This window comes from Methylobacter arcticus (assembly GCF_050917435.1).
Lineage (GTDB): Bacteria > Pseudomonadota > Gammaproteobacteria > Methylococcales > Methylomonadaceae > Methylobacter_A > Methylobacter_A titanis.
The window spans coordinates 2,125,255-2,150,606 of record NZ_CP159583.1 but is presented as its reverse complement, the minus strand read 5'-3'; the positions used below and the strand labels follow the sequence as shown (position 1 = coordinate 2,150,606).

Below are 25,352 nucleotides of genomic sequence, written 5' to 3'. Positions count from 1 at the left end.
ATTTACAATCTATAGGACATAAAAAAACCGGTCGATTGCTTGACCGGTTTTTATGAAAGACAACTTAGTTGGTTTTTGGATCAGGCTTTTCCCAGAACCGGCTGGCAATTAAGGCATCAAGCAGACCTAAATGATCGCCGACATGCTTAACCGCAACAATGGGGATTGATGAATCCATCATGGTTTGCGACGTCACGCTACCGAGCAGAATAGTCGCGGCATTACTGCGTCCACGCGTACTCATTACAATCAGATCGGCTTCAAGCTCTTTGGCTTTACGTAAAATAGCGTGGGAGGGAATGCTACTCTCGACAAACTCAGGTTTTATGGTGATGCCGTGAGTTTCTATGTTAGCCAAAAACCCCTCAAAAACATGTTGTTCATGCCATTTGACTTCGTCTACATGCTCCTCGTAACGTATTGTTGATGAATCGAAATAAACATGTAATGCCGTTATCTCGCTCAATCCATGCAGCTTAGCCAGTGCAGTTGCCTGCGATAAGCTGTCGGCCGAAGTTTTAGAAAAATCAACCGGAGCAACAATGCGCTTGATGTCACGGGCGGTGCCTTCAGGAATCATCCACACTGACGCTTTAGTGACCATCGCCAAGCGGCGGCCTAAAGAACGCTGGCCAGACCGCCCTTTACGATGGCCGAGCAAAATCAGATCCGAGTTTGACGTCACCGTATATTCAATTAGCTTGTCGAGACGCGATGCTCCGCTCATGACCTGGCTATTTAATATCAAGCCTTCAACCGGGGTATCGAAATATTTATCAACTTCAGCACGGATACGCTGTTTGATAGACGCTTCCTGTTTCGGCTGAAGCGGTTGCCGCTGTGGTGGAATTACATGAACAAAATTGAATTCCCTGGCAATCTCTCGTTTGGCAAGGTTAGCGGCATAATGCAACAATTCGGCATCTTCATCGGTCATCGCCAGAGGCACGGTAACACGATTAAATTGGCCGTTTGAGGCGATTTTTTCTTGAGCCTTACCGATTGCTTCCACTTCATGTTCGGCACCGTGCTTAACCGGTTTATCCAGAAATTTAAACAGCACAACATAAATAATCAATGCTGACAGCACGCCGGTCAAAAAATCAGTCATAGGCACCATAACTGCGGTATAAATCATTAAACCGGCATGAAACTTATTGTGCATCATGACTTCTTTGATTTCAGAAGGTTTAACCATGTTGGTCGCCACCCAAAGTAAAATGCCGCCAATACAGGCCATTGGCACAACTTCCAGATAGCTGGCTATATAATAAGCTAAAGCCAGTTTAAGAATCGCCTTAAAATAACCCGCCAAAGGGGTAACGGCTCCAGCCTTGATGCTGGTTGCCGTTCTAGCCAGTGCGCCGGTGCAGGGAAAGCCGTTGATCAGCGGTACAATAATTTGCACCAAACCCTGACCCCAGAACTCCTTGTCGGGGTCGAATGGCGTTTTACGGTTATCGGCAAGGCGGTCGGCCATCGACGAACACAGCAGACTTTCGACCCCTGACACGAATACGATAGCAAAAACAAAATAAACAATATCAATCATAACGCCGGAGGTCATCGTCGGCATAATAGGTGGTGTAAATACGAAAAAATTATTAGGGATTGAACCGTAAATATCACCCACTACGATAATGCCTTTGTCACTCAGTAATGTTGCCGCCACCACAGTCGATGTGGCAATAGCAATCAGCGGCGCCGGAATAAATATCGAAATGCGCAGCAAATATTTGGTTAAGAAAAACGTACCCAAACCTATTGCAACAGACCAGCCGTTTATCATGCCAAGATTGGAAAACGCCTGAGAAATATTATGAACTAACCCTCCCGTGATGTTCTCATCCTGCCCTAGCATATCGTTGATATTTTCCATACCCAGAATATCTTCGATATTGGTCAACGCGATAACGATCGCTATGCCAACCGTAAAGCCGACGACGATGGAATTCGGCACTAGTTTTGCATATTTGCCAAGGCCGAATACGCCCATTAGCATTAATATTACGCCGGCTATTATCGATACCAATACCAGAAAACCATGAGCTTCCTGCGGGGTGCCGCCGCTGGCTTCGCCGTATTTGGCCATAAGCCCGGCGATTAACGGAATAAAGGCTGCAGTAGGGCCGTAAACCTGATATTTGGAACCGCCCCATGTTCGACCTACCGCACAAGCCAATGCACCGGCAATAATACCTTGCTCCGGTCGAAGTCCCATTGCCATTGAAAAACCCATTGCCATCGGAATCGCCGTCAGCGCTACGATCAATCCTGCGCTAAAGTCCCGATATGTCGACTGTATCCAAGTGTCGCGGGTTAAATCCTCCCAGCGACTGTCGAAAAAATTGTTAAAGCGTTTTAATCGTTGCAAAATCATGGCTGATTGCCTTGTGAATGGGACATGCTATTCCTTATGGAGTTACTCGGTTTGATAAACGTATTTTTTGCATCGTGTTTTTGGTAAAAAATCGATGGCTTGTTATTTCTTGTATCGACTTAGCTTTAGAGAAGATGAAGACGATGAAAACTTATCAATTAGAAACGATAGACTTTAACGGTAGTGGGTCTTTGGCCGACAACCGCTTAATACGGCTATTATCCTAATCGATTAACCTTTCAATAACCTTTCACAGTACTCAGGTCCCATGATCATTTTATTTATTCATGTTTTACAGGACAATTTTCTGCTTACACTCTATAAACTTGCGTAACATCAGTTGCCCCCTGAATTTCGGCGAGGCACTGATGCTATCGATATCAAGAATCGGTATTTAATAGGTAATCGTACGTATTTGTCGGGGTTCGCAAACAGGGGATACTTCAAAGTGACTTTTTAATAATTGACATTTTAGACAGCCATAAACGGGACTAAGATCATGAAAAATCATCTATTAATTTTGACTGGGCTTTTACTTTTCTCTGCGACAGCGCTGGCTCTTGAAAAAACCGGCCCTGTGCAGAGTGATAAAGTGCATCAACAGATGCAGCAACTGGTACCGTTTTCAGTAGACCAAACCCTGGAGACATTTACCAAGACTGTTCATGGCGGTATTCAGCACGTTGTTGCCAAAGCAGCCGACAATACCAAGCAAATAAAATTGATCAGGGCGCATTTACTCAAAATTGCCGATGAATTCAGAAAAGGTGATTTTTCTGTGACTGAGCGCATACACGGCGCTGATATGCCGGGTCTGGCCCAATTAAAAAAGGCAGAAACCGATGATATAAAATTTGAATATAAAGTTTTACCCGATGGAGCACAGATACATTACTCGACTGAGTATCCTGAGCTTGTTCAGGCGCTTCATCTATGGTTTGACGCCCAGAAGATCGAGCATGGAAATGCTGAAATACCCGAACACAGTCGGCACCATTCAACGCCTGCTGAGTAAAGGTCTGCTTTTGGAAGCAGATAGCTAATAAGTAATGCTACTAATTGAATAAATAATTTACCTCCCTTATTCTGTATTTGCTTTAAATATACCAATTAATTTTTTAAAGTTAAATGAATGAGTATGCAACTGACAAGAGATTGATTTTTCTATGCTTTTGTCTTTTGATTTTTTATAAGGGTTTTTTACCACATTTTAATGAGGACAGGATCATGAAAAAATTAGCATTAGCATGTGCAGGTTTATTGTTGTTTCTCAGTACTGCGGTTTTCGCCGAAGAGCATGCAGAAGCGGCACTGAAACACGCCAATGCGGCAGTAGAGCAAGGTAAGGCCGGCAAGTCATCGTCTCTGGTCGAACACGCAAAGTTGGCAATGGAGCATGCGTCGGCAGCATCCATAGTCGCTAAAGGCGTACCAAAAACCCATTTAGACGCTGCTGCTAAGGAGCTGCAAGAGGCTATTGATCATGGTAATTTGGATCATACAGATGTGGCGACTAAACATGCTGAAGCAGCTGTAAAGCACATCCAAGTTGGAAACAAATAATCTCAATATGTTAAGGGGAGGGCGGAGTGATTCGCCCTTTTTTTTGTTTTGAATTTAGTACTATTTGGAATGACGACTGCACCGAAGATGCGCCTATTTGTAACGGCTCGCGTTTGAAATCGGTTGGGCTTGCATTTAACGCTGTTTTGGGCTCAAATTAATTGCAAATGAAATAATAGCCGGGCTCACATTATCTGCAAATGAGCTTGCATTTATCCTCACCGGCTTGCATTTCATTTTCGTGGGCTCACAATAAATGCAACTGAAATTCAGGCTCCAGACACTAATCAGATAGGCAGACCAGTCAGATAGGCAGACCAGCGGCTAAAAACTGGCTACGTAGTTCAGCCGCACGAGTGGCGTCCAAGCTATTGCTGAATAGCGCCTTGATCTCCGCTGGTTTGGTATCGAATTGTTCGACCAAGTCCTTGATGCGGTAGCCGTGGCGAGTTAGCGTCGGTTCCAGATCGTCCAGTTGACGTGATAGCACTGATTCCACCAAGTCGGCAGATACCGGCGTTTCACCGGTTTGATAGCCCGCTTCGAGTGACAAAGTGAGATGTAGTTGGATTTGTAACGGTGTCCGCAGTCGCGTTGCTAACAGGTCAATAGCTTCCTCTGTCAGGATGGATTCAACGGCAATGTTGCTCTTTGTGCATGAACTGATCAGCCAATGGATGTATTTACGCTGGCTGCCGGCAATACCATCCAAGTTGAACACATCGGTACGAAAACCAATCTCTTCCCTCGTTGGCCGCCGCAGATCGTTGCGTAACTTCGGATGTCCGGAAAGAATCACGGATAATTGGCCATCGCCATCCTCGATCACTTCTATTAAACGCTTCAGACCGATTAGCGTATGGCTGTTCAGATCATGTGCCTCATCGACAAACAAGGCGATTGGACGCTTGTTCTTACGTACGAGGTCGCTCAATTTCCGTTCGCGCTGTTCGCCCTTAGGTATCTGCACTTTCTTGTCGGTGGAAATATCGTAGTATAAGGCTGCAATCAGCGTGGTCAGCTTAACGCTGTGCTTCTCGACTGTCAGCGATTTCGATACGGTAACTTTGTTTTCTTCCTTCAATTGCTGCTGTAAACGCCGCATGGTCACGGTCTTGCCGCTACCGACAACCCCGCATACGGCAATCAGTCGGCCTTCCTGAATGGCACCCTTGATGTCCTTGAGCAGCTGCTTGTGCGACTCTGTTTCGAAATATCCGGCCTGGCTGAATGGCTGTGTCAATCTGTAATGCTGCATCACGTCAACTCGCATGTTCTTCTCCTCTTTTTTGGTCACGGAAGTAGCTACGCACTCGTGACAGCACAACGCTACGTGTCAGGGTGTCGGCCAGAATCTGGTCGATGAAAGCGCGTTCAGATGCCGAAAGTTTTGCTAACGGTTTAGCTAGGTCGTCAGCAATGGCCAGCTTGGCGGCAATTATATTGGGAAACTGATATTCCAGTATCTGAGTCTCAAAGGGTTGTTTCGGCACCTCCACAGACACCGTAGACGGCACCAAGCGCACATCATCACCGGACAGAGCCGAAATCGGTAGTCCAAGCTGATCAGCCAACGCCCGAATTCGGTCTGCACGTTCTCCAGCCTTGCCGCGTTTGAATGCGCGGTACCGATGCAGCGGGATAGGTCCGGACACAGGGTAGTAAGGCCCAAACTTTTCGCCGTCAAACTCAACAACCATTTGGTCGTCGAATAAGCCCCAGAGTAAAACAACGAATTCCCCGGCCATGCCGGGTTCCACTTCATAAACAGTGCCGCTAACAGTAATCCGCGCATCAACGCCCACTTTACGCGATTCTGGTTCACGCGCAAAATGGCAGAACTGCTCCCAGGTACACATATCGCGCAAATCTTCTACTGGTAAGTGGGTCAGCCAATCCGTCAAGCGGGAATGTTTCTCGGAACGGTGATATTGATCGTTGTAACTCAGGAGGTAGCGCATTAGCCACTCATTGGCCTGTAGCTCGGTTTCCGGCTTGTGGAAATGGTATAACGTTTCATGCGTCTCTTTAACGGTTCGGAATGGGCGCTCGACCTTACCTTTTGAGCGGGCCGTTGTGCGGGTTCCATCCTTGCCAGCCGGCATATGGGTTTGCCATTCAATGCCGAGTGCCTGCATAACGTTTTGGAACACACTGCTTTTGGCTACCGGCCCATTGTCCAGATAGATCATCTTGGGTCGCCCCTGAAACGGGAAATTGGTATCTGCTTTGGCTGCCATTGCATTGAAGAGAAAGCGTAGTGCAGACTCTGCATCTTCGCCATACACGCACCGGTATTCCTGATAGCACACGCCACTACGATCATCCACCACACTAAACAACATCAAGGTCGGTTGTCCCTTTGATGGATCGATCCATTCAGGTTTGTCGATGTGCTTAAGATCGGATGGCGACATATCAAATTGCCAGCAGTCGTTGCTTTGCTCGGCCTGGAACCGCACAGCGGGCGGTTCGCGTAACATTCGAGGCTGATCCAGTCGTAACAAAGACAGATAGCGATTGACTGTCGGACGGCGCAATAACCCCTTGGGAACTTTGACTAAACCCTGGGCAGTTTCTACGCCGTAGTCTTCCATGAGTTGAATGGCCCGCCTGGTGGACAGGTGGCGCCCTTGTTTGTTGGTGGTGCGCAGCTTCAGCGCCGCAATCAGTTCACAGTAACGCTCCAATTCGGCTTGCGGTAATAGCCGCGGCTTGCCGTGGTCGGCACGATGCGCGGCATGCGGTTTTCGGAAAGCGTGTAGTGCTCGATAGACGGTTGTTATAGAGACACCGTACAGTCGGGCTACCGCCGCAACTTGAGTAGCTCGTTCCGGACTTTTCGGAGGCAAGCGATCAAGCCGCTGCCGCAATTGCAGTAGTGAATCAACGGGAATGACTTTATGCTTGTTTTTCACAGTTGGCCAGTGCACGATACACTGTAGCTCGACCGACACCAAGCCGCCGCGCAATTTCCGTTGCGCCCAGCTTATCTTCGAGACGAAGACGCAGAATTTCTGCGGTATCGACCGATGGTTTGCGTCCACGATAGACGCCGCGTGATTTTGCGGCAGCAATGCCTTCAATCTGGCGCTCACGCCGGAGATTGGTTTCAAATTCGGCAAAAACGCCCAGCATGTCCAGGAAAGCTTTACCCGCCGCACTGCGCGTGTCGATAGGTTGCTCTGTCGCCTTTAGAGTGACGCCCTGTTCTTTCAGCGTGCAAACGATGTCTTGAAGATCTTTTATGCTACGCGCAAGACGGTCGATTCGAGTAACAACAAGCGTGTCCCCACGCCGCAGGAAATCCAGTAGCACCTGAAGTTCAGTCCGATCAGTCCGGCTTGTACCGGTTACTTTCTCTGCCCTGATGACTTCACAGCCGGCCGCGCGTAATGCTTGTTCTTGCAGAGTAAAATCTTGATCGTTAGTGGAAACGCGAGCATATCCGTAGAGTGCCATAAATCAATAGTGTCTCATTAGCCTTTAGAGCCTCAGACAATACCATACCAAAATTGGCAAAACAACCCTATTGAGACGAATAAAGTGTCTCAACAGAACGATTCATTGGGGTATACCTAAGTGGTACACTTGTGGCAGCGGCCAAAACAAGCCATTGGAAATTGATGATTAATTATGATTGGATATTATTTGGAAACTGTTTTTTACGTGCATTGGCATGTTATCTAAGTTGGATATCTGTGTAATCTTTGATTTGGACGGTACGCTCGTAGACAGTGAAGGACTTTGCAATCAAGCGTTTCTCGATCTGCTTCCGCAGCTGAGTGATACGGTGGAATCATTGATCCAGAGGTATCGTGGCAAAAAGCTGGCCCTAATTCTTGCTGATCTTGAGAGTCGTCTTTGCCAGAATCTGCCAGATGAGTTTGAACAGCATTATCGCCAACGCGTTGCACAACTCTTCTCTGGTGAATTGAAACCTATGCCCGGCGTTGTTGAGATGCTCGAAGCCACAAACTTCTCCAAGTGCATTGCTTCAAGCGGGCCTCCTTTGAAAATCCGTCAGGCACTGCAAGTTAGCGGCCTCGCACCTTACTTTGGTGACAGCATCTTCAGTTCATATGATGTTGGCTCTTGGAAGCCGGAGCCAGGTCTATTCCAATACGCAGCAAATGCGATGGGCTTTACACCTAGCCAATGCGTGGTTGTAGAAGATAGTGAAGCTGGGATTGAGGCTGCCGCAGCAGCAGGAATGAAAGCATTCCGGTATGTGCGAAATGGTGAAACCTCGTCATGCCGAACCGGAGTGGCATTTGACGATATGTCTCAGCTTCCTGAACTACTCGATCACTTTGCTAGCATTGCCGAACTCAAACGTTATGAGTATTCAAAATAATTATTGCCCCCGTCTCACCTTCGGGTTTGGGTCGTAAGAATCCGATCAATTCACAGCATTGCGTCAATTCTGGAGCCAGGCTTTCATTTGCAATTAAAGTGAGCCCGCGACAATGAAATGCAAGCCGGTGCCGATAAATGCAAGCTCATTTGCAGATAATGTGAGCCGGAGTATATTTTCACTTGCAATTATTGTGAGCCAAAAACGGCGCTGATTGCGAGCCCAACCGATTTCAAAAGCGAGCCGTTACACATAGGCCGAACCCAAAAGATCGGGAAACTTAAAGTCTTGGTCGCGCAACGGGATTTTTTCAAAATTCTGGATAAAATCAATTAAGGTGTCATCGTCCAAGGTGCGCTGGCCGATTTTTTTATTAAAGTTAATGCTTTTTAAAACGTCTTGCAAAGCATCAATATTGTCTTCTTCAATCGCTTCCAGGTACACAAACACAAACACACAAAAACAAAATATAAACTGCTTTCAAAAGGAGAAAGTCCACCACGAACCGTAACGTTTTAAAATTATTTTTACATCTTGTTGGTTTTAAAAGGAATATACAATTTCGCGATTTAGGGCTTACAACCTCCAATAGCTAATCCTAAATATCCCAGCAAAACCAAACCAGCCGGTTATCATGTTAAATATTGGCAAGTGATTATCAATAATTTCATTTTATTGGCCAGCCCATGATTCAGTGGTTTTGGGAAGTCGGCTAAAGTCATCAATCATTCGAACGACATTCGGTTCTAAATCAGACCAGTGCCATAAAACCAGGTTTTGATTTTTGACTGTGCAACCGGATGCAAAACTACGTACCAATATTCCGTTAACCTCAAGCGCTTGCAATCGCTCTGCTAGCCTCCATGTTGGTGGCATCAGGTCTTGAGTCGCCAGATCTTCCCAGGCGCAGCCAAGTTCTTGTGACGAGCTGCCCATGTTCGCTAATAGCTTTTCATCATTAAGGTCGGCTATTTTCGCGCAATCAATCTCGTAAGCGACTAACGTCATCGGTTGCGGTTTAAAAGGGAAACCCTGTTGTGCTTCCATCCATGCAGTGGTCGGGTCAAGCGATAGATAAAGTGCCGCACAGCCAATCGGGTTGAATCGCCCCCCATGTTTTTTGGCACCATTGCCGGATATGGGATTGTAAGACCACATAGGGTGATGCGCACGATACACAATGCCGGTAAACCGGCTAATGCTTATCGTCAAGCGTAACCACCGTCGGCGATTCGCGCTAGATAGGCTTTCACAGCCTCTGCGCGGCCTTCTTTGACCAGATCTTCTGCGGTTTTATCACCAAATGATGGCAAAGGTTGCGAGCGAAACCAGGAAAATGCACGCCCTACGCCACCGGACCACTCCGATACCCGGTTGATGATTTCTACCGTATCCCTTAACCGTGCTTGCGTGGAGCGGCTTTTACACCGGGAACTCTTGGAAACCGAATCGCGGGACAAGCCGGTAACCTCGGCAAGATCGCTTTGAGTGATGTGCAATACCTTGGCCAAGGTATTGGCCGCAATAAACCCCTCGTCGGAAATAACTTGATGCAAAAAACTGGTAGTAGCCATAAATGCCTCCATATTTAACCTTTTATAGGTGCTAATTATAGGGCGTATTAAATATCATGCATTATTTATCTACACGAAGGGTGTGGTAGCCCTTTTTGCATTTAGCAGTGCACAACTTATTCCTTTCCGTTATAGCTTCTTCCTGAGTATCAAACAAATCATTTCTGACTGTGCTGTCAGTAGATCCCACTCGCCCCCATTTTTTAATCAGTGACCAATCGTCAAATAAGCCTGGCGACACAAACATGGTTATTTTTGCTCAAAGCCTAGAAAGCGACGTTTTTTCAGAAACTCTATTGCGACATCAACAAGTGTCAATAGTTATAGGTGTCTATTATATTATAAGTTTGTAGACAGGGTAATTGGCTTAGAATAAACTGTCTATTAAATCGTTTTTCAGTGCATTATTAGACACTCTGTCTATTAATCGATTTAGGAGACAGTTTTAAGCAATGAGATTATTTGGTTATGCCCGTGTATCTACGAGCCAACAATCCCTTGATGGCCAAGTCAAGACGCTGAAGGAAGCCGGGGTCAAAACGAGCCGTATTTTTACTGACAAGGTTTCCGGCAGCCACATCAACCGGGATGGCTTGCATATGCTGCGGGTCAAGGTAGAAGAAGGCGACGTGATCCTGGTCAAAAAGTTGGATCGATTGGGACGGGATACGGCGGACATGATCGCCTTGATCAAAGAATTCGATAGCATCGGCGTTGCCATCCGTTTTTTGGATGATGGCATCAGCACCGAAGGTACCATGGGCAAAATGGTCGTCACCATTCTGTCCGCCGTAGCCCAGGCGGAACGACAACGCATCCTTGAGCGCACCAACGAGGGCCGCATCGAGGCCAAGGCCAAAGGGGTGAAGTTTGGGCGCAAGCGTAGCGTCGATACGGAAAGACTACAGGCATTGCATAAGAATGGATTAGGGGCAACCGACATCGCCAAACAAATGGGCATTGGGCGGTCAACCGTTTACAAATTGCTGAATGAAACGAGCGAGTGATGGTAATCTTGAGTCTTACATTGTTGCGCATGAATACTTTGGCGGCTACCCCTTCACAACATCAAATCAGCCTCATTTATAAGCATGAAAACCAAATAATCCATAATTACAATAATATTCAACAACTTATAAAAAATATTATCGACAGTTTTGAAATTAATATTTTGTCTGTACCCCGCTAATACCAAGGGCTTAAGAGGGGTCTTGGGACAAACCGTTCTTTTGGTTAATTAACCCCAACAAGGGCAGTATGCTGGACTTGAAAACCATCTTCAGAGCCCGAAAATACACGCGGCGGATTATCAATTCGCTGGGCAAAAATGATGACACGTTTTTAATCGATGACCGTATCTTCCAAGCCGCAGAAATCGGCAGGATTCATGCAAGAGCGGCTTAAATTTTGGCGAAGGTATTGAAAATAAGACCTAATAGGGGGGCCTGTGGAAGAACCCCCAAAAGTGTTCGTTCTGAGCTATGTTGTTTAAATATCTATAAGCATTGTTTCTGAAGCCATTGCCTCTATATGTTTAGGCATGACTCCTATCTCAACGTTTCGATACCGAAGGTACAAATACAACGTGGTTTTCGAGATTCCTAATTGTTCAGCAATTTTTTTCACAGGAATGCTCCCATTTTTGTAAAGGGCTTCAGCAATGGTTGCCTTTTCTATTGCCGCTTGAGTCATCCCTTTAGGTCGTCCGCCTTTTCGACCCCTGGCCCGGGCCGACTTCAACCCGGCCTGTGTTCGTTCACGAATTAATTCTCGCTCAAACTCAGCAAGAGAAGCAAAAATACCAAACACCATTCGCCCTTGTGCAGTCGATGTATCAATCGGATCGTTTAAGCTGATTAACCCCACTTTTTTTTCAATTAATTTTGTTGTCAGGTGGATTAAATGAGCCAGGTTTCTGCCCAGCCTATCTAATTTCCAAATGATTAATGTGTCACCTTCCCGCAGGTTTCGCATAATTTCTTCAAGCACCGGTCTTGACGTTTTGGCACCACTGGCAATTTCTTCATGAATTTGATCGCAACCGGCTTTTTTTAAGGCATCAACTTGCATAGACAAAGATTGCTCTTTAGTTGAAACGCGCGCATATCCTATTTTCATACGGATGAGTCCATTTTACTAACTGAAAAACGATATTCTGAACCAAGATTTACTGAACCGGTTTATCTTACCAAAAACTGGCGTACAATGCGGCTAATTGTGCCCAACGCCCGAAACTGTAAAATCAGTAGCCAAATTGGGTAAACTGTAATTGGCTAAGCATAAATCATATGGCTAATAAGGCGAAAAGCAATGTAAATTGGCCGCCATCTAATTAACCATCCTATTTATCCATTCAAATTGACCAAATACCTGAGCATTAGGACTTCGAACAGGCTAGTTTTACATTTTCGGGGGATGGGCAATAATAGCCTACTCCCGTCTTACTCTAAAACCGTTTAACTTTAGAGCGAGCTATGAAGTCAAGTAGCTTGCGCATTTGCAAATCGGTCATGGGCGAACCTCGTGCTAGCTGATTCTGAATACGCTCAGCCTTTTCGTGTACTGTTAATGTACAAGGCACGTTATATAAACCATTTCGCCGTACTTCGTGAATAAGGTATTCAGCAGGATTAAGTTGAGGCGAATAGCTAGGCGTGTGCCAAAAGCTAAGACTAAACGCTGGTAACTCCACATGCTGTGCGATTTCGGTAAGCAATTCATGTACACCGACTTCCATTCGTTTGCCGTGAATTCTGGCATTATCAAGCAAAAAAGTTAACTGATTGAGTCCTTTTTGTAGATAAACCAATACAGTAAGTACAACGACCATTACCGCTTCTTCTGTTGTACTATTCTGGTTAAAATCAACACGAGTAGTTCCTCGTTGCACATCGACGGTTAGAAACCCGTTGAGTTTTTGCCGGTGACGCTCATCGCTCGGTATTCTCGGCTTGGTATTTTTCTTGGCCCAAGCGTAATGGGTGTAAGGTAAGCTCTGTAAAGCAAATTCATCGAAAGCAATCAACGCACTCTCTTCATTGAGCTGTACCGTTTTTTTTTAAGTCAGCTATGAATTGAGCCTGTTCACAGGGATGGGTAGGACCATAATCGCGGTGCGCTTTTTGTAACGATAGACCCCATTGGTCGAACAATTGATACAGGCGAGCATTGCTTATCTTGATCTGCCACTTCTGCTCAATCACTGTGCGCATCCGATCAGCAGTCCATTGATAACTGTCAATGCCATAATCTGCTGGTGTTTTATGTAACATTATATAGCGCACGATACGTTGTCGCTGTTCAGACAAAAGCTGCTTCCGATGCACAGGTGCTTTTTTAAGCAATTTATCAAAGCCGCCGTGTAAATAGCTGTCGAGCCAATAAACCAGCGTCTGCCAACGTACCTTTTGCTCACTGCAAACTTCGGACAAGTTCTGCCCATCCCAAATGGCTTTCAGTGCCAAAAGCCGCCTGCGCTGCCATTGCTTTTGATGTTCATAGTACTGCTTTTGCCAAGCTTTCCTGTCTTGAGGCGCTAGGCGCTGAAGGCGTATTCTGCGAATCATACCTCCCCCTTAAATTTGGCTGTTTCACTAACTTAAAGATAGACCATTTTTTAATCAAATGGGAGTAGTATGAAAAATTTATTGTTGCGACCCAGGTTCCTTGGTTAGGTATACTGTTAACAGCTTAATAACTTGTTATGTTTCAGGATAGTCAGGCTCATTCGGAAATGATGGGCTCTCTGAACGTAAGTAAATTTTCAAATAGGAGTAATGATATGGGCTTTTTCAGCATGTTTAAAAGAAATAAAAATGATCCAAACCTAGAAAATATTGTGGTAAGTTGGTTTCGCACAGAAACGAGTAATTTACTGGGTATAGAAGCAAATACAAAAGAATATGATAACGCTTGCCAGTCAGCAGGTGAAACTCTTAAGGTAATGCTGCCAGTTTTAGATAAACAATTAATGCAAGATGTATCGGATACCCTCGCTTCAGTTTCTTCTGAACGGTTTCACGAAATGTTTGGAGAATACATGATTCTACTTTTTGTGAGATTTAGTGTGATCTCGAAGGAAATATTGACTGGTAGAGTAAGTGCAAAAGAGGCCACACCAAATATTCTAGCTGATGTCTTACATGAGCAGCTAAAACATTTTATTAAGCAAGTAAAATTGCAGGATAGGAGGTAGGTATGTTTGGTATCTTCGGGAAATCCAAAAAAAATAAAATCCAAGATTTAATTGAGCAAGATGGACTTGAACATGCCACCCAAAGGTTTGCAGAAGTTATTTGCGACATGTTAAAAACCAATGAGTTAGCACATCAATTTGTTCTCGAAGAAATTGATGCAGCAAGTCAGGGTGACAATGAAGCAATGAGATTTGCATTTAGTAGTGGTATTCCATCATCCGAATATAAAGGGGCAATGCAAAGATCATGTCCTGAAATTGATGGAAAAGATGGCCCTCAGCAATTTCTATTAAATATTTCAACTCAGTTACATTCTGACGCGGATTTAATGGTCGAGTTTCGAACAAAAATAGTAGACAAGGTGATGAAACGTTTTTATCTAGGAAAGTACGCAAGTAACGAGCCTGCAGGAATAAAAAAATATAATCAGTTAAAGAACCTCATGTTAAATGAAGAAATTTCTGAGGCTTTAATATTAAGCGCTACTGGCATCAATCAAACCTCTATTCTAATTGCAAATGATGTTAATGCGGCGGTTAGTCTAGTCAACTATTTATCAACTCTAACAGGTATATCTGGTGTGGAATTAATTAATGCCGTTTCAGAAAAGCAGCATGATAAGCAGATCACTTCAATAATAATTGATAAGGAATCTTTGGAAAAATATGAAGCAGTTGGGAGTGACGATAGCTGGATGGATGTTTTGGTTCAATGGGCTAATGAAAACAATTTAGCTGAACTACAAGACTTTGACTCCCCTGCTTATAAACAAACAGGTTTCCCAAGAAACAAAAATCAATTACGTTCTATGGAGTATCTGCACCTGCCAAATTCTAATATATCGCATTTACCTCCAGAACTTGGCAATTTAAAGAAGCTATACGGTATCTGTCTTGATGGAAATAGTATTGAAAACTATCCAAAGGAAATGTGTGAATACAAAAACCTTATTCGCTTGGATCTTGATGATAATAATATTTCCAATTTCCCAATGGAAATTGGAAATTTAACTTCCCTGCAAATATTGTCTTTAGAGAATAATTGTATCAATGATTTTCCAATAGAGATGAAAAAACTAGTCAATTTAAGAGAGCTAGTTCTAAAAGGTCAGGCAATTCATTTATGTTCAAAATACTCCCCGCTGTCAAAAGAAGGTTTCAATGTATACCAATTCTTTACATATGATATGGATGTGACTAAAGAAGAGTCTGTACAGTCTTGGTTAGACAAAACAGATACTAGCAATTTAACAATTACGGGGTAGAACACAAAGTGCATAATTTTATTTACTTCGATGACTTTGAACGAACAGAATTTAGTGATGAAATTCATGCTGTAATCGGAAGAAGCTTAATTGTGGCAACAAGATTCGATAATTTATGTAAATCTCTTGCTAGATTAATTGACTTTAAAATATGTTCAGTTGTTAGCAATCTTATTACTGAAGGTGAGTTCCATGAAATAATAAGTAAGATATTTGAAAAGAATAAAAATCTTAATAGAGTGATTCAAAAATTTCCAGTAGATAAGCAAGCAAAGGATATGCTACATGACGCCAGAGAGGCTAGAAATACAATTGCACATTCTTTAACCATTGGCTTTGAAGGAACTTTCGATCACAAATCAAAAGATGAAATTGAAGAAATGATTGGCGAAATAAAAGAATTAGTCAGGCGAGTAATCAAGGGAGATGTAATTATCTCGACCTACATTTCAAATATGAATAAAGAAAGCATTCTCAACAATTGTTTTGAAAATTCATATGAAGATCAAGTAATAGGTTGGGTTACCGAGAGATATGAAACATAACAAGTTGCTGCACGCGGACTTCGTAAGCTGTCGCGGTTTTTGCAAAAACGCACGCCAACTTACTACGCCGGTGAGCAAGGCGTTGAATGGCTGCTAATTGAATCACTGCCGACATTGAGCGCAAAGCTTCGAATGACTGCAACGGGTCGAAGGACTAAACCGCTACGCGCTATGGATGCTGTGATTTCAAGCCTGTCGGTGATTGAAAGAGTGTAATTGTTCCCTATGTTAAGAAATGAGGCAATCCGCCTTGTTTCAAGATAGGAGCAGTGTCATGACTTCGACAATTAAATCCATTACCCCGTTACGCCAACGCATGATCGACGACATGCGGATGCGTAAACTTTCCCCCAAAACTCAGGCCGGGTATATTCGAGTTGTAAAGCGATTCGCAGCATTCCTGGGGCGTTCACCGGATACCGCCAGCGACGAAGACTTACGCCGTTATCAACTACATTTGGTTGAGCACGGTATTTCACCGATTTCTCTGAATGCCACCCTCACCGGACTCAAGTTTCTGTTTGAAACGACGCTAAATCACCCCGAGTTGTTGGCTAAGTTGCATTCGGTGCATGTTCCATACAAGCTGCCCGTGATATTGAGCCGTGAGGAGGTGGCTCAGTTGCTCGCTGCCACGTATGCGCACAACCCTACCACTTTGTGCTCTCAGGTCTGTTTCGTTTAAGCGCATCAATCACATCCGGTGCCAACGGTAGTAGTTCATCGATTCGGCTGTTTGGCCAGGTCGGTAGTTTCTCCAAGGTGTCGTTTAACCATGCTGCGGAATTCAAGCCATTCAGCTTAGCAGTACCCAATAAGGTTTGAATGGCAGCGGCACGGCGACCGGCACGTTCTGAACCGACAAAGAGCCAATTTTTTTTGCCCAAGGCAATCGGACGAATGCAGTTTTCGACCGGGTTGTTATCGATTGGCGGAAATTGTCAATGTAGTTGTCGCCTCGACGGTTAAAACTTACGCTGCTTTTTTGGTCTGAATAATCACCTCCTTGGTCTCATCTTCTTTTGTTTCGGCCTTATCAGGGTTAAGGTGGACTGCTTGGATTCTTTGCCAATTCCGAGTGCTTCCGCTCCAGCGTTGCGGATGTTTAGCACGAGCAGCCCCGTAGACGGGGTTGTACGCCCAAACCGCCGAAATTTCCGAACGACATTAAAATATTTGTAATCTATTGATAAGTAGATGCAATTAGTTGTATATCAAATAACGGTCGTTAAGAGGTTATCAACCTGATAAACATAAATACCGTATAAGGCGCGAGCAATTTGTATGTTTTTCTAGCGAAAAACAGGTTAAGACTTAACACCAATGGCTGGACGGAATTTTCGGCGGTTTGTGGTTAGAACCCCTAGACGGTTTTACGGTTATCCAGAAGGTTTTCATCCAAGCCTTCATGACGTTGCGCTGGGGTGACAAAGCGGATAGCGCTGTGGCGATGTTCGTTGTTGTACCATTCCACTAACCCCGTGACCCATTGACGTGCTTCTGTGACATCGGCGAACGGCTTTAGCGGATATTTAGGGCGATATTTCAAGGTCTTAAACAACGATTCTGAGTAAGGATTGTCGTTACTCACCGACGGCCGACTAAAGGAAGGCATAACACCGAGCTGCTGCAAGGTTGCCAGCATAGACGATCCCTTCATGGGACTGCCGTTATCAGAATGCAGGATAAGCTGTTTTGACTGTATGCCTTCACGATGACATAGATCGCGTAACAGTTCGCCAGCCAAGGCGCTGCTTTCTTCTTCATACACCTGCCAACCGACAATCTTTCGACTGAAAATATCAACAAATAGATAAAGATAGAAGAACTGTCCGCGGATAAGCGATGGCAGGTAGGTAATGTCCCAGCTGTAGAGCTGGTTAGGCGCTGTGGCACAGATTGCACGCGGTTTGGTACGTGTTTGAGCAGGGCGTTCGCTTCGACGGTGGGCAAGCTGGTTTTCAGCTCGCAGTATGCGATAGAAGGTCGACTCAGAAGCCAGATAGCTACCTTGATCGGCTAGCCGCGGCACGATCTGACTCGGTGGCAGATGGCCGAATTCATCGGAATTGGCGACAGCCAATACTTCGGCGCGCTCGATTGCTGTCAGCTGGTGTGGCGGTTGATAGTTACGCAATGGACGTTGATCACAGCAGACAGTCCCGTTAACCTGCCAGCGTTGTAAGGTACGCTCGCTCAAACCTAGCACTTCACAGGCTTTAGCTTGGCGTACCCCCGCTGTTATCGATTCATTCAGTAAAACAATCACTTGCTTGCGCTCTTCGTGGGTAGTCATTCGACCTCTCCCCCCAAGAGCGCTCGGAACTTTTTTGCAGAACCAAGAGCGCTGCGGCTTCTGCCAGTGCCTTGTCTTTACGCAATAGTTCGCGCTCAAGGCTTTGATTTTCCACTTTCAATGCACGTAAGACTCGTGCTTCTTCACGCGGGTCTCCTGAATCACCCTGACTACAGAAATCAGTTTTCCACTGTTCCAGTTGATGGACAAAAACGCCTCGTGCACGGCACCCGATATTTAAGTCCTCGCCGAGTAAACCATAGGTTTGCTGCAAAGCGGCAAGACGTTCTTCCGGGCTCCAATCCTCGGGGCGTTTTGATTTCGGTTGTGCAGGTTTATTGACGTCCTGTTCGCTTTGTCTTCAAGGTAGTTAAATTGATGTTCAATTCGTCTGCGACGGACTGAATCGATTGTTCATTGCCACGACTGTAAACTTTTACCAATGCCTGCTCTTTGAAGCCTGCTGAATACCGTTTATATTTTTTCATTTCTAATCTCAAATTTTCTTTTTTCTTAAAATTTGAGGCGACAACTATTCTGACGCAGGGGGGCTTGGTGGCAAATATGATTTATTGGTGCTGGATGAAGGGCAATCTATTACTTTTAAAGGCGCGGATGATATTCACGCTAAATTTAAAGATTATTTGGAGTCGGGGCAATTTAGCGTAGGCGGCAAAAAAATCACCAGCGAATGTGGTTTGATTATTTTAGCCAATATCGATTTATTTGAAGGACAACCCCGCCAAGCTGATTACATTCGCCACCTGCCGGAAATGTTTCATGATTCTGCGCTGATGGATCGGTTTCACGGCATTATTCCCGGCTGGAAAATTCCGCGTTTCACCACTGATTGCGCGGCGCAAGGTATGGGTATTAAGGCGGATGTGTTTGGTGAATATTTGCACCAGTTGCGGACGGTGAGTCATCTGGAGTTTCCTTTTGGTGATTGTCCGATGTTAAAAGGCGATAGTAGAGATGTGAAAGCAGTTCTCCGTCTAGCTTCTGCTTTATCAAAATTATTATTAATCAATCCTGACCATGACGATTATGAAGAATATGTGTTTAATCCGGCAAAGGACTTAAGGGCGCGTGTGCGTTCACAGTTACTGGAATTAAATCCGCAGGAATTTCTCAAGCCGATTGATGTGCATTTTTAGTAAGTGATAGTGTTAAGATTAACATAGAGTGGTTTTTTAAGCTGATGATCGCCGATCACTGAAATTAAGATGATTTTAGGAGTATTTGACTATGAACTTAAACCCAGTAAAACAATATGCAGACGTTGTGAATGGCGTTATACACATTCATGTACCCGAAGGTTTTAATGCTAAACGTGTCGAATTAACGATTGTGCCATTAGAAGATGACACCTCGTCACACTCTACATTTCAACAGTTTTTGCTTGATAGCCCTGAAATGTCAGATGACGAATATGCAGCAATTGAAGAAAAAATAAGGCATTTGCGCCAATGGAAATAATCTGCCTCGATACGAATGTACTCATTGCTCATAAACGAGCAAAGAAAGCAGACAAAGATAAAACATTTTTATATCAATTGACGACAAAATATTATCAATTTTCTGTATCCAGTATTACGGTGTATGAATTATTGCGTGGTGATAATCAGGATGAAGATGCTTATTGGAAAGCCATGTTTAGCAATATGACGGTACTGGATTTTGATAGTCATTGCGCAGAACACGCAGCTAATATTTATCAGGATTTAAAAAAGAAAGGTTTGTTAATTGAAGCTGAAGATTTATTGATAGCGGCGACCGCATTAGGAAATAAATTGAAATTAGCCACCGGTAATGTTAAACATTTTGATCGTGTTGTGGGTTTGGAATTAGTGGTAGATGACTTTGTCCTAAACAAAAACGATGAAGCTTAAATTTAATAGATAGGTATCCGTTTTCTCGGAATTTGACGTCCCTTATCAGTCATCACTAAATCTATATACTCGCCTTTCTGTTCCGGCCCATAACTGACATGAATCGGCCGGTCTTCTCCGTAAAAATACAACCGATCAAATGGGGTGTTTTCGGCAAGCCAGTCGGCGACTTCACGCATGTTTTCATCGTCGACGATAAAATCAACCGCCGCGCCTAAACGCGGGCAAATCAGGTTTTTTTTGCTGTTCAGTTCAGACGCGGCATGTTGGTCGAGCTTAGGCGCAACGCGTTTGTTAATGTGTTTGCCTAAGTCATGCGAGCAAAAACCATAGCTCAACCGAATCATGCCGAAATAATCGATGACCGGATCAAGAATATGGATGGCTAAATCATACAGCGCGGTGTAACTGTCCGGCTGTTTGGGGCAATTGGCTAAGCCGGTGGTTTGCTGGGTTTCGCCGCATTCGACCAGTTGCCGATAGCTTAGGTTGCGGCCACAAGGATGATCTAACTCAGGAACGCTTTGACTGCGGACTAAGTCGAATCCGTCAATCGCCCAGCGCACCTGGCCAAGTATCGCGCGGAAGTGATCAGGTTTAGGGCCGTAGCCGCTCAAGTCGAATAGCTTTAAGGCTTGCAGCTGTTCGTCAAAGTTTAGCTGTTCGGCATAATGGGGCGATTCTTCATTGATATAGCGCGATTTCAAATATAAATTCGTCGGCTCAAAGTCTTCGCCATATTGATAAAGATCAAAGATTTGTTCGCGCAGGTTGATTTTGACCCGTTCGAGTAAACGCGGTAAGGCTTGATGCTGGAAATCATCGTAACGCATTAAACTGAGCTTGCCGGATTGGCTATGGATTTTGATTAAGTCGGCTTGCTCTATGTCGCCGTACAACAGGGTTGCGCAACCGATGTAAATGCGCAGCAGAGCGGGCAGTTGTTCGACTAAGCTGGACTGTACGTATAAGGCCTCATCGTCATCAAGATAGCCTAAGCCTTGTTCGGCGCCGTGTTGGCAGGTGGCAGCGATCAGTTCGGCTTTGCTGATTTGAAATAATAGCGCTTGGGCGGTGGCCACGGCGTTTTTATAATCGCCGAAAAAGGCTTTAATGTCTTTTTGCAGTGTCGTTTCCAGGTGTTTGTAAGCGCGGCGTCTGGAAAAGGTCTGCAAGGCAAAATAGGTCAGTAGGTCGTCGATGCGGTTTTGGCGTGCTTGTGCTAAAACCGTTTCATCAAACTGATCCAGCATAAAGTGCAGGGCTTTACTGATAGAGCCAAAGCTTTGCGTTAGCTCTATCAGGTTAGCGATTTCGGTTTTTTCCGGCAAGCGGCCCAATTCCAGTGTTTGTTGCCAGAGCGGGTCAATCAGATGTTTAACGTTGAGATATTTTTTCTCGTTACGCGACAGTTTGGGCTCGGCGGGATTTGATGAGCGCTGCGACAGCCGTAAAACATTCCGGTGACTGCGTTGCCGGTTGAGCAAAAATCGCTGTTCGGAATCAGGGTCTTTAAAGATAAAAAAGATGCCGGGCGCAGCCGGAATGGCATCGGTTTCCAAGCTGTCGCTTAAATAGTCTTTTAACTCGGTTTGGCTGAAGTATTTTTGAAAGGTATTGCGCTGGGTGATGACGCCATCATTAAACGTTTGGCCTTTAAACGTGTTTTGGTTAAGCAGCATTGCCGATACCACTAAGACCTGTTGGGTTAACTGATAAGCGCCCCGTAAGGCTTCAAGTCGCTCTTGATAACTTTCGATGACATTGATCACAAAGCCTAGATTAACAATGTCCGCCGATTGCTTGGGTTGATCTGCCGCATAGTGCGGATCCCAACCTGACACAGGAATTGCGTTGGCGGCTAAGTGGCGAATATCGTCACCTTTGCCGCAACCGTAATCAAATACAGACAGTACCCCGTCTAAAAAACCATGTCGAGCCAAACATTGCATCGGTGCTGACAGATTGCTGCGAGACAGGGCGGTTAAATGCCGGGCAATGGCGGTGTTTTGCGGCGGTTCGAAGTCTTGCTGTTCATCATTGGTTTCCAGGTTGCCAATGGGTACAAATTGATGACCCACCAGTTGAAAGCCTTTTTCGGCAATCAGATTTTCCCACGCTTGTTTAAAGCCGATACGAATGGGATTTTCGAATAATCCCAGTTGTTCGGCGGTCGCTGTCAGTTCTTTAAATTGAGCGATGTGCGGATCATTCTGGCTAAGAAATAATTCTTTACGGTGCAGAACGGGAGGATTGAATGAGGCTTGATAGCTACGTTTTTCGACACGCTTGGACTTCAGGTCAATACGATAACTTTTCTCTAAGGCTGGAAAGGCATCGCTAAAAAATCCTGGATACCACAATAAAGACAGTGCCTGACATTTACTGTCATATTTCACAATATTGTATTCAGTACCTGCCTGCAAGTTGGCTAGTGTTTCCGCTTCAGCGATATGCTGTTGCACATCGTCAGTTTGGGCAATGGTTAAACTGTAGTGCCAATAAACAGTATTAAGAATTATTTTGCCAAGCATATTTTTACTCCAATGCCAGCTGCCTTAAATGGGTCACTGCGGCACAAATGCATTGCCCTGCCTTTTTGATGTCTGTCTCCGTCGTATACCGACCAAAACTGATACGCACAGCTCCATAGAGTCGATCGCCTTCTATGCCCATGGCTCTAAGGACATGGGATGCCTCAATAGCGCCCGTATTACACGCTGAACCTGAAGCAATCGCGAGTTCATCCCTTAAGGCAATAAGTAAAGAATCAGCGCCGACCTGATCAAAACTGATATTCAGTATATTGGGTAGCTTATTTATTGGATCGCCGTTGAAGTGAACGCCTTCCAGTTGCTGGAGTTGGGCTGTTAGCATTTTTGCCAGGCGTGTGCAGTGTTGATAGTCGTTCAACATTAACTCATGTGCAATTTTAAAAGCCGTTGCCATGCCGACTATCTGATGGGTGGGTAATGTGCCAGGGCGAAGGCCGTATTCTTGACCGCCGCCATGCATCAGGGGTGTTAAATTGGTTTGTTTTCTGTTGCGAACATACAGGCAGCCGATACCTTTGGGCCCATAAAGCTTATGTGCTGAAATGGATAACAAATCTATTGGCGTTTTGGTCAGGTCAATCTTCAGCTTACCTGCGCTTTGTGCGGAATCAACATGAAAGAATAGGTCTTTATCTTTCAGCGCTTGGGCGATTAGATCAATATCTTGAGTAACGCCGGTCTCATTGTTGACATGCATTAGGGAAACAAGGATGGTCTCGTCAGTCACGGCGTTTAAAATGCAATCAAGGCTCACCTGTCCATTAAGATCGGGCCTTAGGAAAGTGATTTTAAAACCGGTGCTCTCAAGGTATTTACAACTATCCAATACCGCTTTGTGTTCACTGGCTGAGGTAATGATATGGTTGCCCTTATTTTGATAGCTAAGAGCAATTCCCTTGATAGCTAGATTGTTCGACTCAGTTGCACCTGAGGTGAAAATTAGATCCTTCGGCTTACAACTCAATAAGTGCGCAATTTCAGAACGAGCCTCCTCAACTAAGGCATTGGCTCGCTCACCGAATCTATGCTGCAAGGAAGCGGGATTGGCAAAATCCCCGTCTATCGTTAAACATTGCGCCATAGCGGCAGCAGCTTCCGGGGCCATAGGTGTGGTTGCAGCGTAATCGAGATAAATTTGTGTGTTCAAAGCAGTATTTATAGGTAAGTCATGTGCTTAAAGAAAAATAGCCTTAAATGTTGCTAGCAAGACAGGTAGGGTTCTTAGGGCTTTAATTCAGGCTTAACTCTAAGGTTAAGTCGTTAAAAATAAATAGCACCACCCAATATGTTGGGGTTCGCAAAGTTCCCCAACATATTTCTTTTAAACCTACTCCTTTAACGCCTTCAATACCGCTTGCATCGTCGCATTGGCATCGCCAAACAACATGCGGGTATTTTCCAGTACGAATAACGGATTACCTACGCCGGCATAGCCTGATGCCATGCTGCGTTTAAGTACGATGGTGGTTTCGCCTTTCCAGCATTCCAGTACCGGCATACCGGCTATCGGGCTGTTGGGATCATCCAGCGCTGACGGATTGACAATATCATTGGCGCCGATCACGATCGATACGTCAACATGCGCCCAGTCTTCATTGATTTCGTCCATTTCATAAACGATGTCGTAAGGCACTTTGGCTTCAGCCAGCAGCACGTTCATGTGGCCGGGCATTCTTCCTGCAACCGGATGGATGCCGAAACCGACTTTCTTGCCTTTATCGCGCAACAGCTTGGTAATTTCATTAACGGTGTGTTGAGCCTGAGCGACCGCCATACCGTAGCCTGGAATAATGACGATGTTTTTTGCTGCCAGCAATAATTGTGCGGTTTCTTCAGCGTTGATCGGCGTGACTTCGCCTTCAACGACTGCGGCTTCGCCACCCGAACCGGTGCCAAAACCTCCGGCAATCACGCTGATAAAGTTGCGGTTCATCGCGCGGCACATGATGTAACTCAAGATCGCGCCGCTGCTGCCGACCAATGCGCCGGTCACAATCAATAAATCGTTGCTTAACATAAAGCCGGTTGCCGCCGCCGCCCATCCCGAATAGCTGTTGAGCATGGACACCACCACCGGCATGTCAGCGCCGCCGATAGCCATGACCATATGTACGCCGAACACCAGCGCAATCGCAGTCATAATCCATAACGGGATCAAGCCGCCGCCATTTTCAGTTTGTTGTAAAAATACCCAGCCTAGAACCACGGCGGCAATCAGTAAGCACAAATTGAACCAATGGCGGCCCGGCAATAACAGCGGTTTGCCGCTGATACGTTCGCTGAGTTTGCAAAAAGCGATTACCGAACCTGAAAAGGTCACCGCGCCGATCAGAATGCCGATGTAAATTTCAACTTCGTGGATATTTTTTTCCACGCCGACCAGGCTGGCAGAGCTGTCCAAAAAATTGGCATAACCGACTAATACGGCGGCCATACCGACCAGGCTGTGCATGATGGCGACCAGTTCCGGCATTTGCGTCATTTCGACTTTTAATGCGGCCCTGACGCCAATCGCGCCGCCGATTAACAACGCAACGATTAAAATGGCGTAGGAGGTAACTGATGCGCTTAAGGCGGTAGCGATAATCGCAATCGCCATGCCTAACATGCCGTAATAATTGCCTCGGCGTGCCGTTTCCTGATTACTTAAACCACTTAAGCTAAAAATGAACAGGATGGTGGCGACGATGTAAGACATCGTGACTAAACTTTGGGACATCATATTCTCCG

Annotated in this window: 29 protein-coding genes and 2 pseudogenes; 13 read left to right on the top strand and 18 right to left on the bottom strand. The window is 45.2% G+C overall.

Features of this window, described 5'->3' with window-relative positions:
- Nucleotides 1-64 precede the first annotated feature (64 nt).
- Nucleotides 65-2,380 carry a SulP family inorganic anion transporter gene (locus ABXJ76_RS10280; protein ID WP_432740369.1) on the bottom strand — a complete coding sequence of 772 codons (2,316 nt, stop codon included), beginning with the start codon at nucleotides 2,378-2,380 and terminating at the stop codon, nucleotides 65-67.
- A gap of 499 nt (nucleotides 2,381-2,879) precedes the next feature.
- Here ABXJ76_RS10280 and ABXJ76_RS10275 point away from each other — a divergent pair, with 499 nt between their 5' ends.
- Both ABXJ76_RS10275 and smbP read left to right on the top strand, forming a co-directional pair.
- Complete coding sequence (locus ABXJ76_RS10275) at nucleotides 2,880-3,395, top strand: aspartate carbamoyltransferase (protein ID WP_432740367.1); 516 nt, start codon at nucleotides 2,880-2,882, stop codon at nucleotides 3,393-3,395.
- A 212-nt stretch (nucleotides 3,396-3,607) separates the two neighbouring features.
- Nucleotides 3,608-3,943: a small metal-binding protein SmbP gene (gene smbP / locus ABXJ76_RS10270; protein WP_432740366.1), complete on the top strand. Its 336-nt coding sequence runs from the start codon at nucleotides 3,608-3,610 to the stop codon at nucleotides 3,941-3,943.
- Between the two features lie 304 nt (nucleotides 3,944-4,247).
- Here smbP and ABXJ76_RS10265 read toward each other — a convergent pair whose 3' ends face one another.
- The 3 genes from ABXJ76_RS10265 to ABXJ76_RS10255 are packed head-to-tail and all read right to left on the bottom strand — an operon-like array spanning nucleotide 4,248 to nucleotide 7,405.
- Nucleotides 4,248-5,216, bottom strand: a complete 969-nt coding sequence (locus ABXJ76_RS10265) for an ExeA family protein (protein ID WP_432740365.1) — start codon at nucleotides 5,214-5,216, stop codon at nucleotides 4,248-4,250.
- Nucleotides 5,206-6,840, bottom strand: a complete 1,635-nt coding sequence (locus ABXJ76_RS10260; RefSeq protein WP_432746495.1) for an IS481 family transposase — start codon at nucleotides 6,838-6,840, stop codon at nucleotides 5,206-5,208. The genes ABXJ76_RS10265 and ABXJ76_RS10260 overlap by 11 nt, the downstream gene beginning before the upstream one ends.
- 4 nt (nucleotides 6,841-6,844) lie before the next feature.
- On the bottom strand, nucleotides 6,845-7,405 hold the full coding sequence (locus tag ABXJ76_RS10255) for a recombinase family protein (RefSeq protein WP_432740364.1): 561 nt from the start codon (nucleotides 7,403-7,405) through the stop codon (nucleotides 6,845-6,847).
- 178 nt (nucleotides 7,406-7,583) lie between these two features.
- Here ABXJ76_RS10255 and ABXJ76_RS10250 point away from each other — a divergent pair, with 178 nt between their 5' ends.
- Complete coding sequence (locus tag ABXJ76_RS10250) at nucleotides 7,584-8,300, top strand: HAD-IA family hydrolase (RefSeq protein WP_432740361.1); 717 nt, start codon at nucleotides 7,584-7,586, stop codon at nucleotides 8,298-8,300.
- Nucleotides 8,301-8,546: 246 nt separating this feature from the next.
- On the opposite strand, the gene ABXJ76_RS10245 is transcribed toward ABXJ76_RS10250, so the two are convergent.
- The 4 genes from ABXJ76_RS10245 to ABXJ76_RS10230 all read right to left on the bottom strand — a co-directional run bounded on the left by ABXJ76_RS10245 (nucleotide 8,547) and on the right by ABXJ76_RS10230 (nucleotide 10,121).
- Nucleotides 8,547-8,750, bottom strand: coding sequence for a hypothetical protein (locus ABXJ76_RS10245; protein ID WP_432740359.1), 204 nt, complete (start codon nucleotides 8,748-8,750; stop codon nucleotides 8,547-8,549).
- A gap of 222 nt (nucleotides 8,751-8,972) precedes the next feature.
- Nucleotides 8,973-9,512 carry an RES family NAD+ phosphorylase gene (locus ABXJ76_RS10240; protein ID WP_432740358.1) on the bottom strand — a complete coding sequence of 180 codons (540 nt, stop codon included), beginning with the start codon at nucleotides 9,510-9,512 and terminating at the stop codon, nucleotides 8,973-8,975.
- Nucleotides 9,509-9,874 (bottom strand): antitoxin Xre/MbcA/ParS toxin-binding domain-containing protein, encoded by a 366-nt coding sequence (locus tag ABXJ76_RS10235; RefSeq protein WP_432740356.1) that lies wholly within the window; start codon nucleotides 9,872-9,874, stop codon nucleotides 9,509-9,511. Before ABXJ76_RS10235 ends, ABXJ76_RS10240 begins: the two co-directional genes overlap by 4 nt.
- A 61-nt stretch (nucleotides 9,875-9,935) precedes the next feature.
- Nucleotides 9,936-10,121 carry a WGR domain-containing protein gene (locus ABXJ76_RS10230; RefSeq protein WP_432740354.1) on the bottom strand — a complete coding sequence of 62 codons (186 nt, stop codon included), beginning with the start codon at nucleotides 10,119-10,121 and terminating at the stop codon, nucleotides 9,936-9,938.
- Between the two features lie 205 nt (nucleotides 10,122-10,326).
- On the opposite strand from ABXJ76_RS10230, the gene ABXJ76_RS10225 reads away from it, so the two are divergent.
- Both ABXJ76_RS10225 and ABXJ76_RS10220 read left to right on the top strand, forming a co-directional pair.
- Nucleotides 10,327-10,881, top strand: coding sequence for a recombinase family protein (locus ABXJ76_RS10225; RefSeq protein ID WP_432740353.1), 555 nt, complete (start codon nucleotides 10,327-10,329; stop codon nucleotides 10,879-10,881).
- 250 nt (nucleotides 10,882-11,131) lie between these two features.
- Nucleotides 11,132-11,278 (top strand): hypothetical protein, encoded by a 147-nt coding sequence (locus ABXJ76_RS10220; RefSeq protein ID WP_432740352.1) that lies wholly within the window; start codon nucleotides 11,132-11,134, stop codon nucleotides 11,276-11,278.
- A gap of 84 nt (nucleotides 11,279-11,362) precedes the next feature.
- Here ABXJ76_RS10220 and ABXJ76_RS10215 read toward each other — a convergent pair whose 3' ends face one another.
- The 3 genes from ABXJ76_RS10215 to ABXJ76_RS10205 all read right to left on the bottom strand — a co-directional run bounded on the left by ABXJ76_RS10215 (nucleotide 11,363) and on the right by ABXJ76_RS10205 (nucleotide 13,440).
- Nucleotides 11,363-11,992, bottom strand: coding sequence for a recombinase family protein (locus tag ABXJ76_RS10215; RefSeq protein ID WP_432740351.1), 630 nt, complete (start codon nucleotides 11,990-11,992; stop codon nucleotides 11,363-11,365).
- A gap of 328 nt (nucleotides 11,993-12,320) precedes the next feature.
- Complete coding sequence (locus ABXJ76_RS10210; protein ID WP_432740349.1) at nucleotides 12,321-12,899, bottom strand: transposase; 579 nt, start codon at nucleotides 12,897-12,899, stop codon at nucleotides 12,321-12,323.
- A 10-nt stretch (nucleotides 12,900-12,909) separates the two neighbouring features.
- Entirely contained in the window at nucleotides 12,910-13,440 is a 531-nt protein-coding gene (locus ABXJ76_RS10205; protein ID WP_432740348.1) for a helix-turn-helix domain-containing protein, read from the bottom strand.
- A 137-nt stretch (nucleotides 13,441-13,577) separates the two neighbouring features.
- Between ABXJ76_RS10205 and ABXJ76_RS10200 the strand changes: the two genes are divergently transcribed.
- From ABXJ76_RS10200 to ABXJ76_RS10180, 5 genes are read left to right on the top strand one after another with little or no spacing between them, the layout of a single operon-like run.
- Nucleotides 13,578-14,069, top strand: coding sequence for a hypothetical protein (locus tag ABXJ76_RS10200; RefSeq protein ID WP_432740346.1), 492 nt, complete (start codon nucleotides 13,578-13,580; stop codon nucleotides 14,067-14,069).
- Between the two features lie 2 nt (nucleotides 14,070-14,071).
- Nucleotides 14,072-15,334, top strand: a complete 1,263-nt coding sequence (locus ABXJ76_RS10195; RefSeq protein ID WP_432740345.1) for a leucine-rich repeat domain-containing protein — start codon at nucleotides 14,072-14,074, stop codon at nucleotides 15,332-15,334.
- 8 nt (nucleotides 15,335-15,342) lie between these two features.
- Complete coding sequence (locus tag ABXJ76_RS10190; RefSeq protein WP_432740343.1) at nucleotides 15,343-15,879, top strand: hypothetical protein; 537 nt, start codon at nucleotides 15,343-15,345, stop codon at nucleotides 15,877-15,879.
- Between the two features lie 39 nt (nucleotides 15,880-15,918).
- Nucleotides 15,919-16,095 carry a hypothetical protein gene (locus tag ABXJ76_RS10185; RefSeq protein ID WP_432740342.1) on the top strand — a complete coding sequence of 59 codons (177 nt, stop codon included), beginning with the start codon at nucleotides 15,919-15,921 and terminating at the stop codon, nucleotides 16,093-16,095.
- A 58-nt stretch (nucleotides 16,096-16,153) separates the two neighbouring features.
- A complete protein-coding gene (locus ABXJ76_RS10180; protein WP_432740341.1) occupies nucleotides 16,154-16,564 on the top strand; it encodes a phage integrase N-terminal SAM-like domain-containing protein in 411 nt (136 codons plus the stop codon).
- Here ABXJ76_RS10180 and ABXJ76_RS10175 read toward each other — a convergent pair.
- The 4 genes and pseudogenes from ABXJ76_RS10175 to ABXJ76_RS10160 form a co-directional block, all read right to left on the bottom strand.
- Nucleotides 16,530-16,811: pseudogene (locus ABXJ76_RS10175) on the bottom strand (transposase domain-containing protein); the annotation flags it as partial. The gene ABXJ76_RS10180 and the pseudogene ABXJ76_RS10175 overlap by 35 nt on opposite strands.
- A 443-nt stretch (nucleotides 16,812-17,254) precedes the next feature.
- Nucleotides 17,255-18,175 (bottom strand): annotated as a pseudogene (locus ABXJ76_RS10170) (IS3 family transposase); the annotation flags it as partial.
- The gene (locus ABXJ76_RS10165) at nucleotides 18,129-18,449 is read right to left on the bottom strand and encodes a hypothetical protein (protein WP_432740340.1); all 321 of its coding nucleotides are present in this window, start codon (nucleotides 18,447-18,449) and stop codon (nucleotides 18,129-18,131) included. The gene ABXJ76_RS10165 and the pseudogene ABXJ76_RS10170, both read right to left, overlap by 47 nt.
- A 61-nt stretch (nucleotides 18,450-18,510) precedes the next feature.
- The gene (locus ABXJ76_RS10160) at nucleotides 18,511-18,663 is read right to left on the bottom strand and encodes a hypothetical protein (RefSeq protein ID WP_432740339.1); all 153 of its coding nucleotides are present in this window, start codon (nucleotides 18,661-18,663) and stop codon (nucleotides 18,511-18,513) included.
- 87 nt (nucleotides 18,664-18,750) lie between these two features.
- On the opposite strand from ABXJ76_RS10160, the gene ABXJ76_RS10155 reads away from it, so the two are divergent.
- From ABXJ76_RS10155 to ABXJ76_RS10145, 3 genes are all read left to right on the top strand, one after another.
- Nucleotides 18,751-19,332, top strand: coding sequence for a BREX system Lon protease-like protein BrxL (locus tag ABXJ76_RS10155; RefSeq protein WP_432740337.1), 582 nt, complete (start codon nucleotides 18,751-18,753; stop codon nucleotides 19,330-19,332).
- A gap of 91 nt (nucleotides 19,333-19,423) precedes the next feature.
- A complete protein-coding gene (locus ABXJ76_RS10150; RefSeq protein WP_432740336.1) occupies nucleotides 19,424-19,654 on the top strand; it encodes a hypothetical protein in 231 nt (76 codons plus the stop codon).
- Nucleotides 19,645-20,067, top strand: coding sequence for a type II toxin-antitoxin system VapC family toxin (locus ABXJ76_RS10145; protein ID WP_432740335.1), 423 nt, complete (start codon nucleotides 19,645-19,647; stop codon nucleotides 20,065-20,067). The genes ABXJ76_RS10150 and ABXJ76_RS10145 overlap by 10 nt, the downstream gene beginning before the upstream one ends.
- A 2-nt stretch (nucleotides 20,068-20,069) precedes the next feature.
- Here the strand turns inward: ABXJ76_RS10145 and ABXJ76_RS10140 are convergent, their stop codons facing one another.
- The 3 genes from ABXJ76_RS10140 to pntB form a co-directional block, all read right to left on the bottom strand.
- Nucleotides 20,070-22,601, bottom strand: coding sequence for a DNA phosphorothioation-associated putative methyltransferase (locus ABXJ76_RS10140; RefSeq protein WP_432740333.1), 2,532 nt, complete (start codon nucleotides 22,599-22,601; stop codon nucleotides 20,070-20,072).
- Between the two features lie 4 nt (nucleotides 22,602-22,605).
- The gene (locus ABXJ76_RS10135; RefSeq protein WP_432740332.1) at nucleotides 22,606-23,769 is read right to left on the bottom strand and encodes a cysteine desulfurase family protein; all 1,164 of its coding nucleotides are present in this window, start codon (nucleotides 23,767-23,769) and stop codon (nucleotides 22,606-22,608) included.
- Between the two features lie 180 nt (nucleotides 23,770-23,949).
- Complete coding sequence (gene pntB / locus ABXJ76_RS10130; protein WP_432740330.1) at nucleotides 23,950-25,341, bottom strand: Re/Si-specific NAD(P)(+) transhydrogenase subunit beta; 1,392 nt, start codon at nucleotides 25,339-25,341, stop codon at nucleotides 23,950-23,952.
- Nucleotides 25,342-25,352 lie beyond the last annotated feature (11 nt).

Bases quoted from the DNA above. Each gene is read 5' to 3' on its own strand.
- ABXJ76_RS10280 (WP_432740369.1), bottom strand. From the start codon at position 2,380: ATGATTTTGCAACGATTAAAACGCTTTAACAATTTTTTCGACAGTCGC.
- ABXJ76_RS10275 (WP_432740367.1), top strand. From the start codon at position 2,880: ATGAAAAATCATCTATTAATTTTGACTGGGCTTTTACTTTTCTCTGCG.
- smbP (WP_432740366.1), top strand. From the start codon at position 3,608: ATGAAAAAATTAGCATTAGCATGTGCAGGTTTATTGTTGTTTCTCAGT.
- ABXJ76_RS10265 (WP_432740365.1), bottom strand. From the start codon at position 5,216: ATGCGAGTTGACGTGATGCAGCATTACAGATTGACACAGCCATTCAGC.
- ABXJ76_RS10255 (WP_432740364.1), bottom strand. From the start codon at position 7,405: ATGGCACTCTACGGATATGCTCGCGTTTCCACTAACGATCAAGATTTT.
- ABXJ76_RS10235 (WP_432740356.1), bottom strand. From the start codon at position 9,874: ATGGCTACTACCAGTTTTTTGCATCAAGTTATTTCCGACGAGGGGTTT.
- ABXJ76_RS10230 (WP_432740354.1), bottom strand. From the start codon at position 10,121: ATGTTTGTGTCGCCAGGCTTATTTGACGATTGGTCACTGATTAAAAAA.
- ABXJ76_RS10225 (WP_432740353.1), top strand. From the start codon at position 10,327: ATGAGATTATTTGGTTATGCCCGTGTATCTACGAGCCAACAATCCCTT.
- ABXJ76_RS10220 (WP_432740352.1), top strand. From the start codon at position 11,132: ATGCTGGACTTGAAAACCATCTTCAGAGCCCGAAAATACACGCGGCGG.
- ABXJ76_RS10215 (WP_432740351.1), bottom strand. From the start codon at position 11,992: ATGAAAATAGGATATGCGCGCGTTTCAACTAAAGAGCAATCTTTGTCT.
- ABXJ76_RS10205 (WP_432740348.1), bottom strand. From the start codon at position 13,440: ATGATTCGCAGAATACGCCTTCAGCGCCTAGCGCCTCAAGACAGGAAA.
- ABXJ76_RS10200 (WP_432740346.1), top strand. From the start codon at position 13,578: ATGTTTCAGGATAGTCAGGCTCATTCGGAAATGATGGGCTCTCTGAAC.
- ABXJ76_RS10195 (WP_432740345.1), top strand. From the start codon at position 14,072: ATGTTTGGTATCTTCGGGAAATCCAAAAAAAATAAAATCCAAGATTTA.
- ABXJ76_RS10180 (WP_432740341.1), top strand. From the start codon at position 16,154: ATGACTTCGACAATTAAATCCATTACCCCGTTACGCCAACGCATGATC.
- ABXJ76_RS10160 (WP_432740339.1), bottom strand. From the start codon at position 18,663: ATGAAAAAATATAAACGGTATTCAGCAGGCTTCAAAGAGCAGGCATTG.
- ABXJ76_RS10150 (WP_432740336.1), top strand. From the start codon at position 19,424: ATGAACTTAAACCCAGTAAAACAATATGCAGACGTTGTGAATGGCGTT.
- ABXJ76_RS10145 (WP_432740335.1), top strand. From the start codon at position 19,645: ATGGAAATAATCTGCCTCGATACGAATGTACTCATTGCTCATAAACGA.
- ABXJ76_RS10140 (WP_432740333.1), bottom strand. From the start codon at position 22,601: ATGCTTGGCAAAATAATTCTTAATACTGTTTATTGGCACTACAGTTTA.
- pntB (WP_432740330.1), bottom strand. From the start codon at position 25,341: ATGTCCCAAAGTTTAGTCACGATGTCTTACATCGTCGCCACCATCCTG.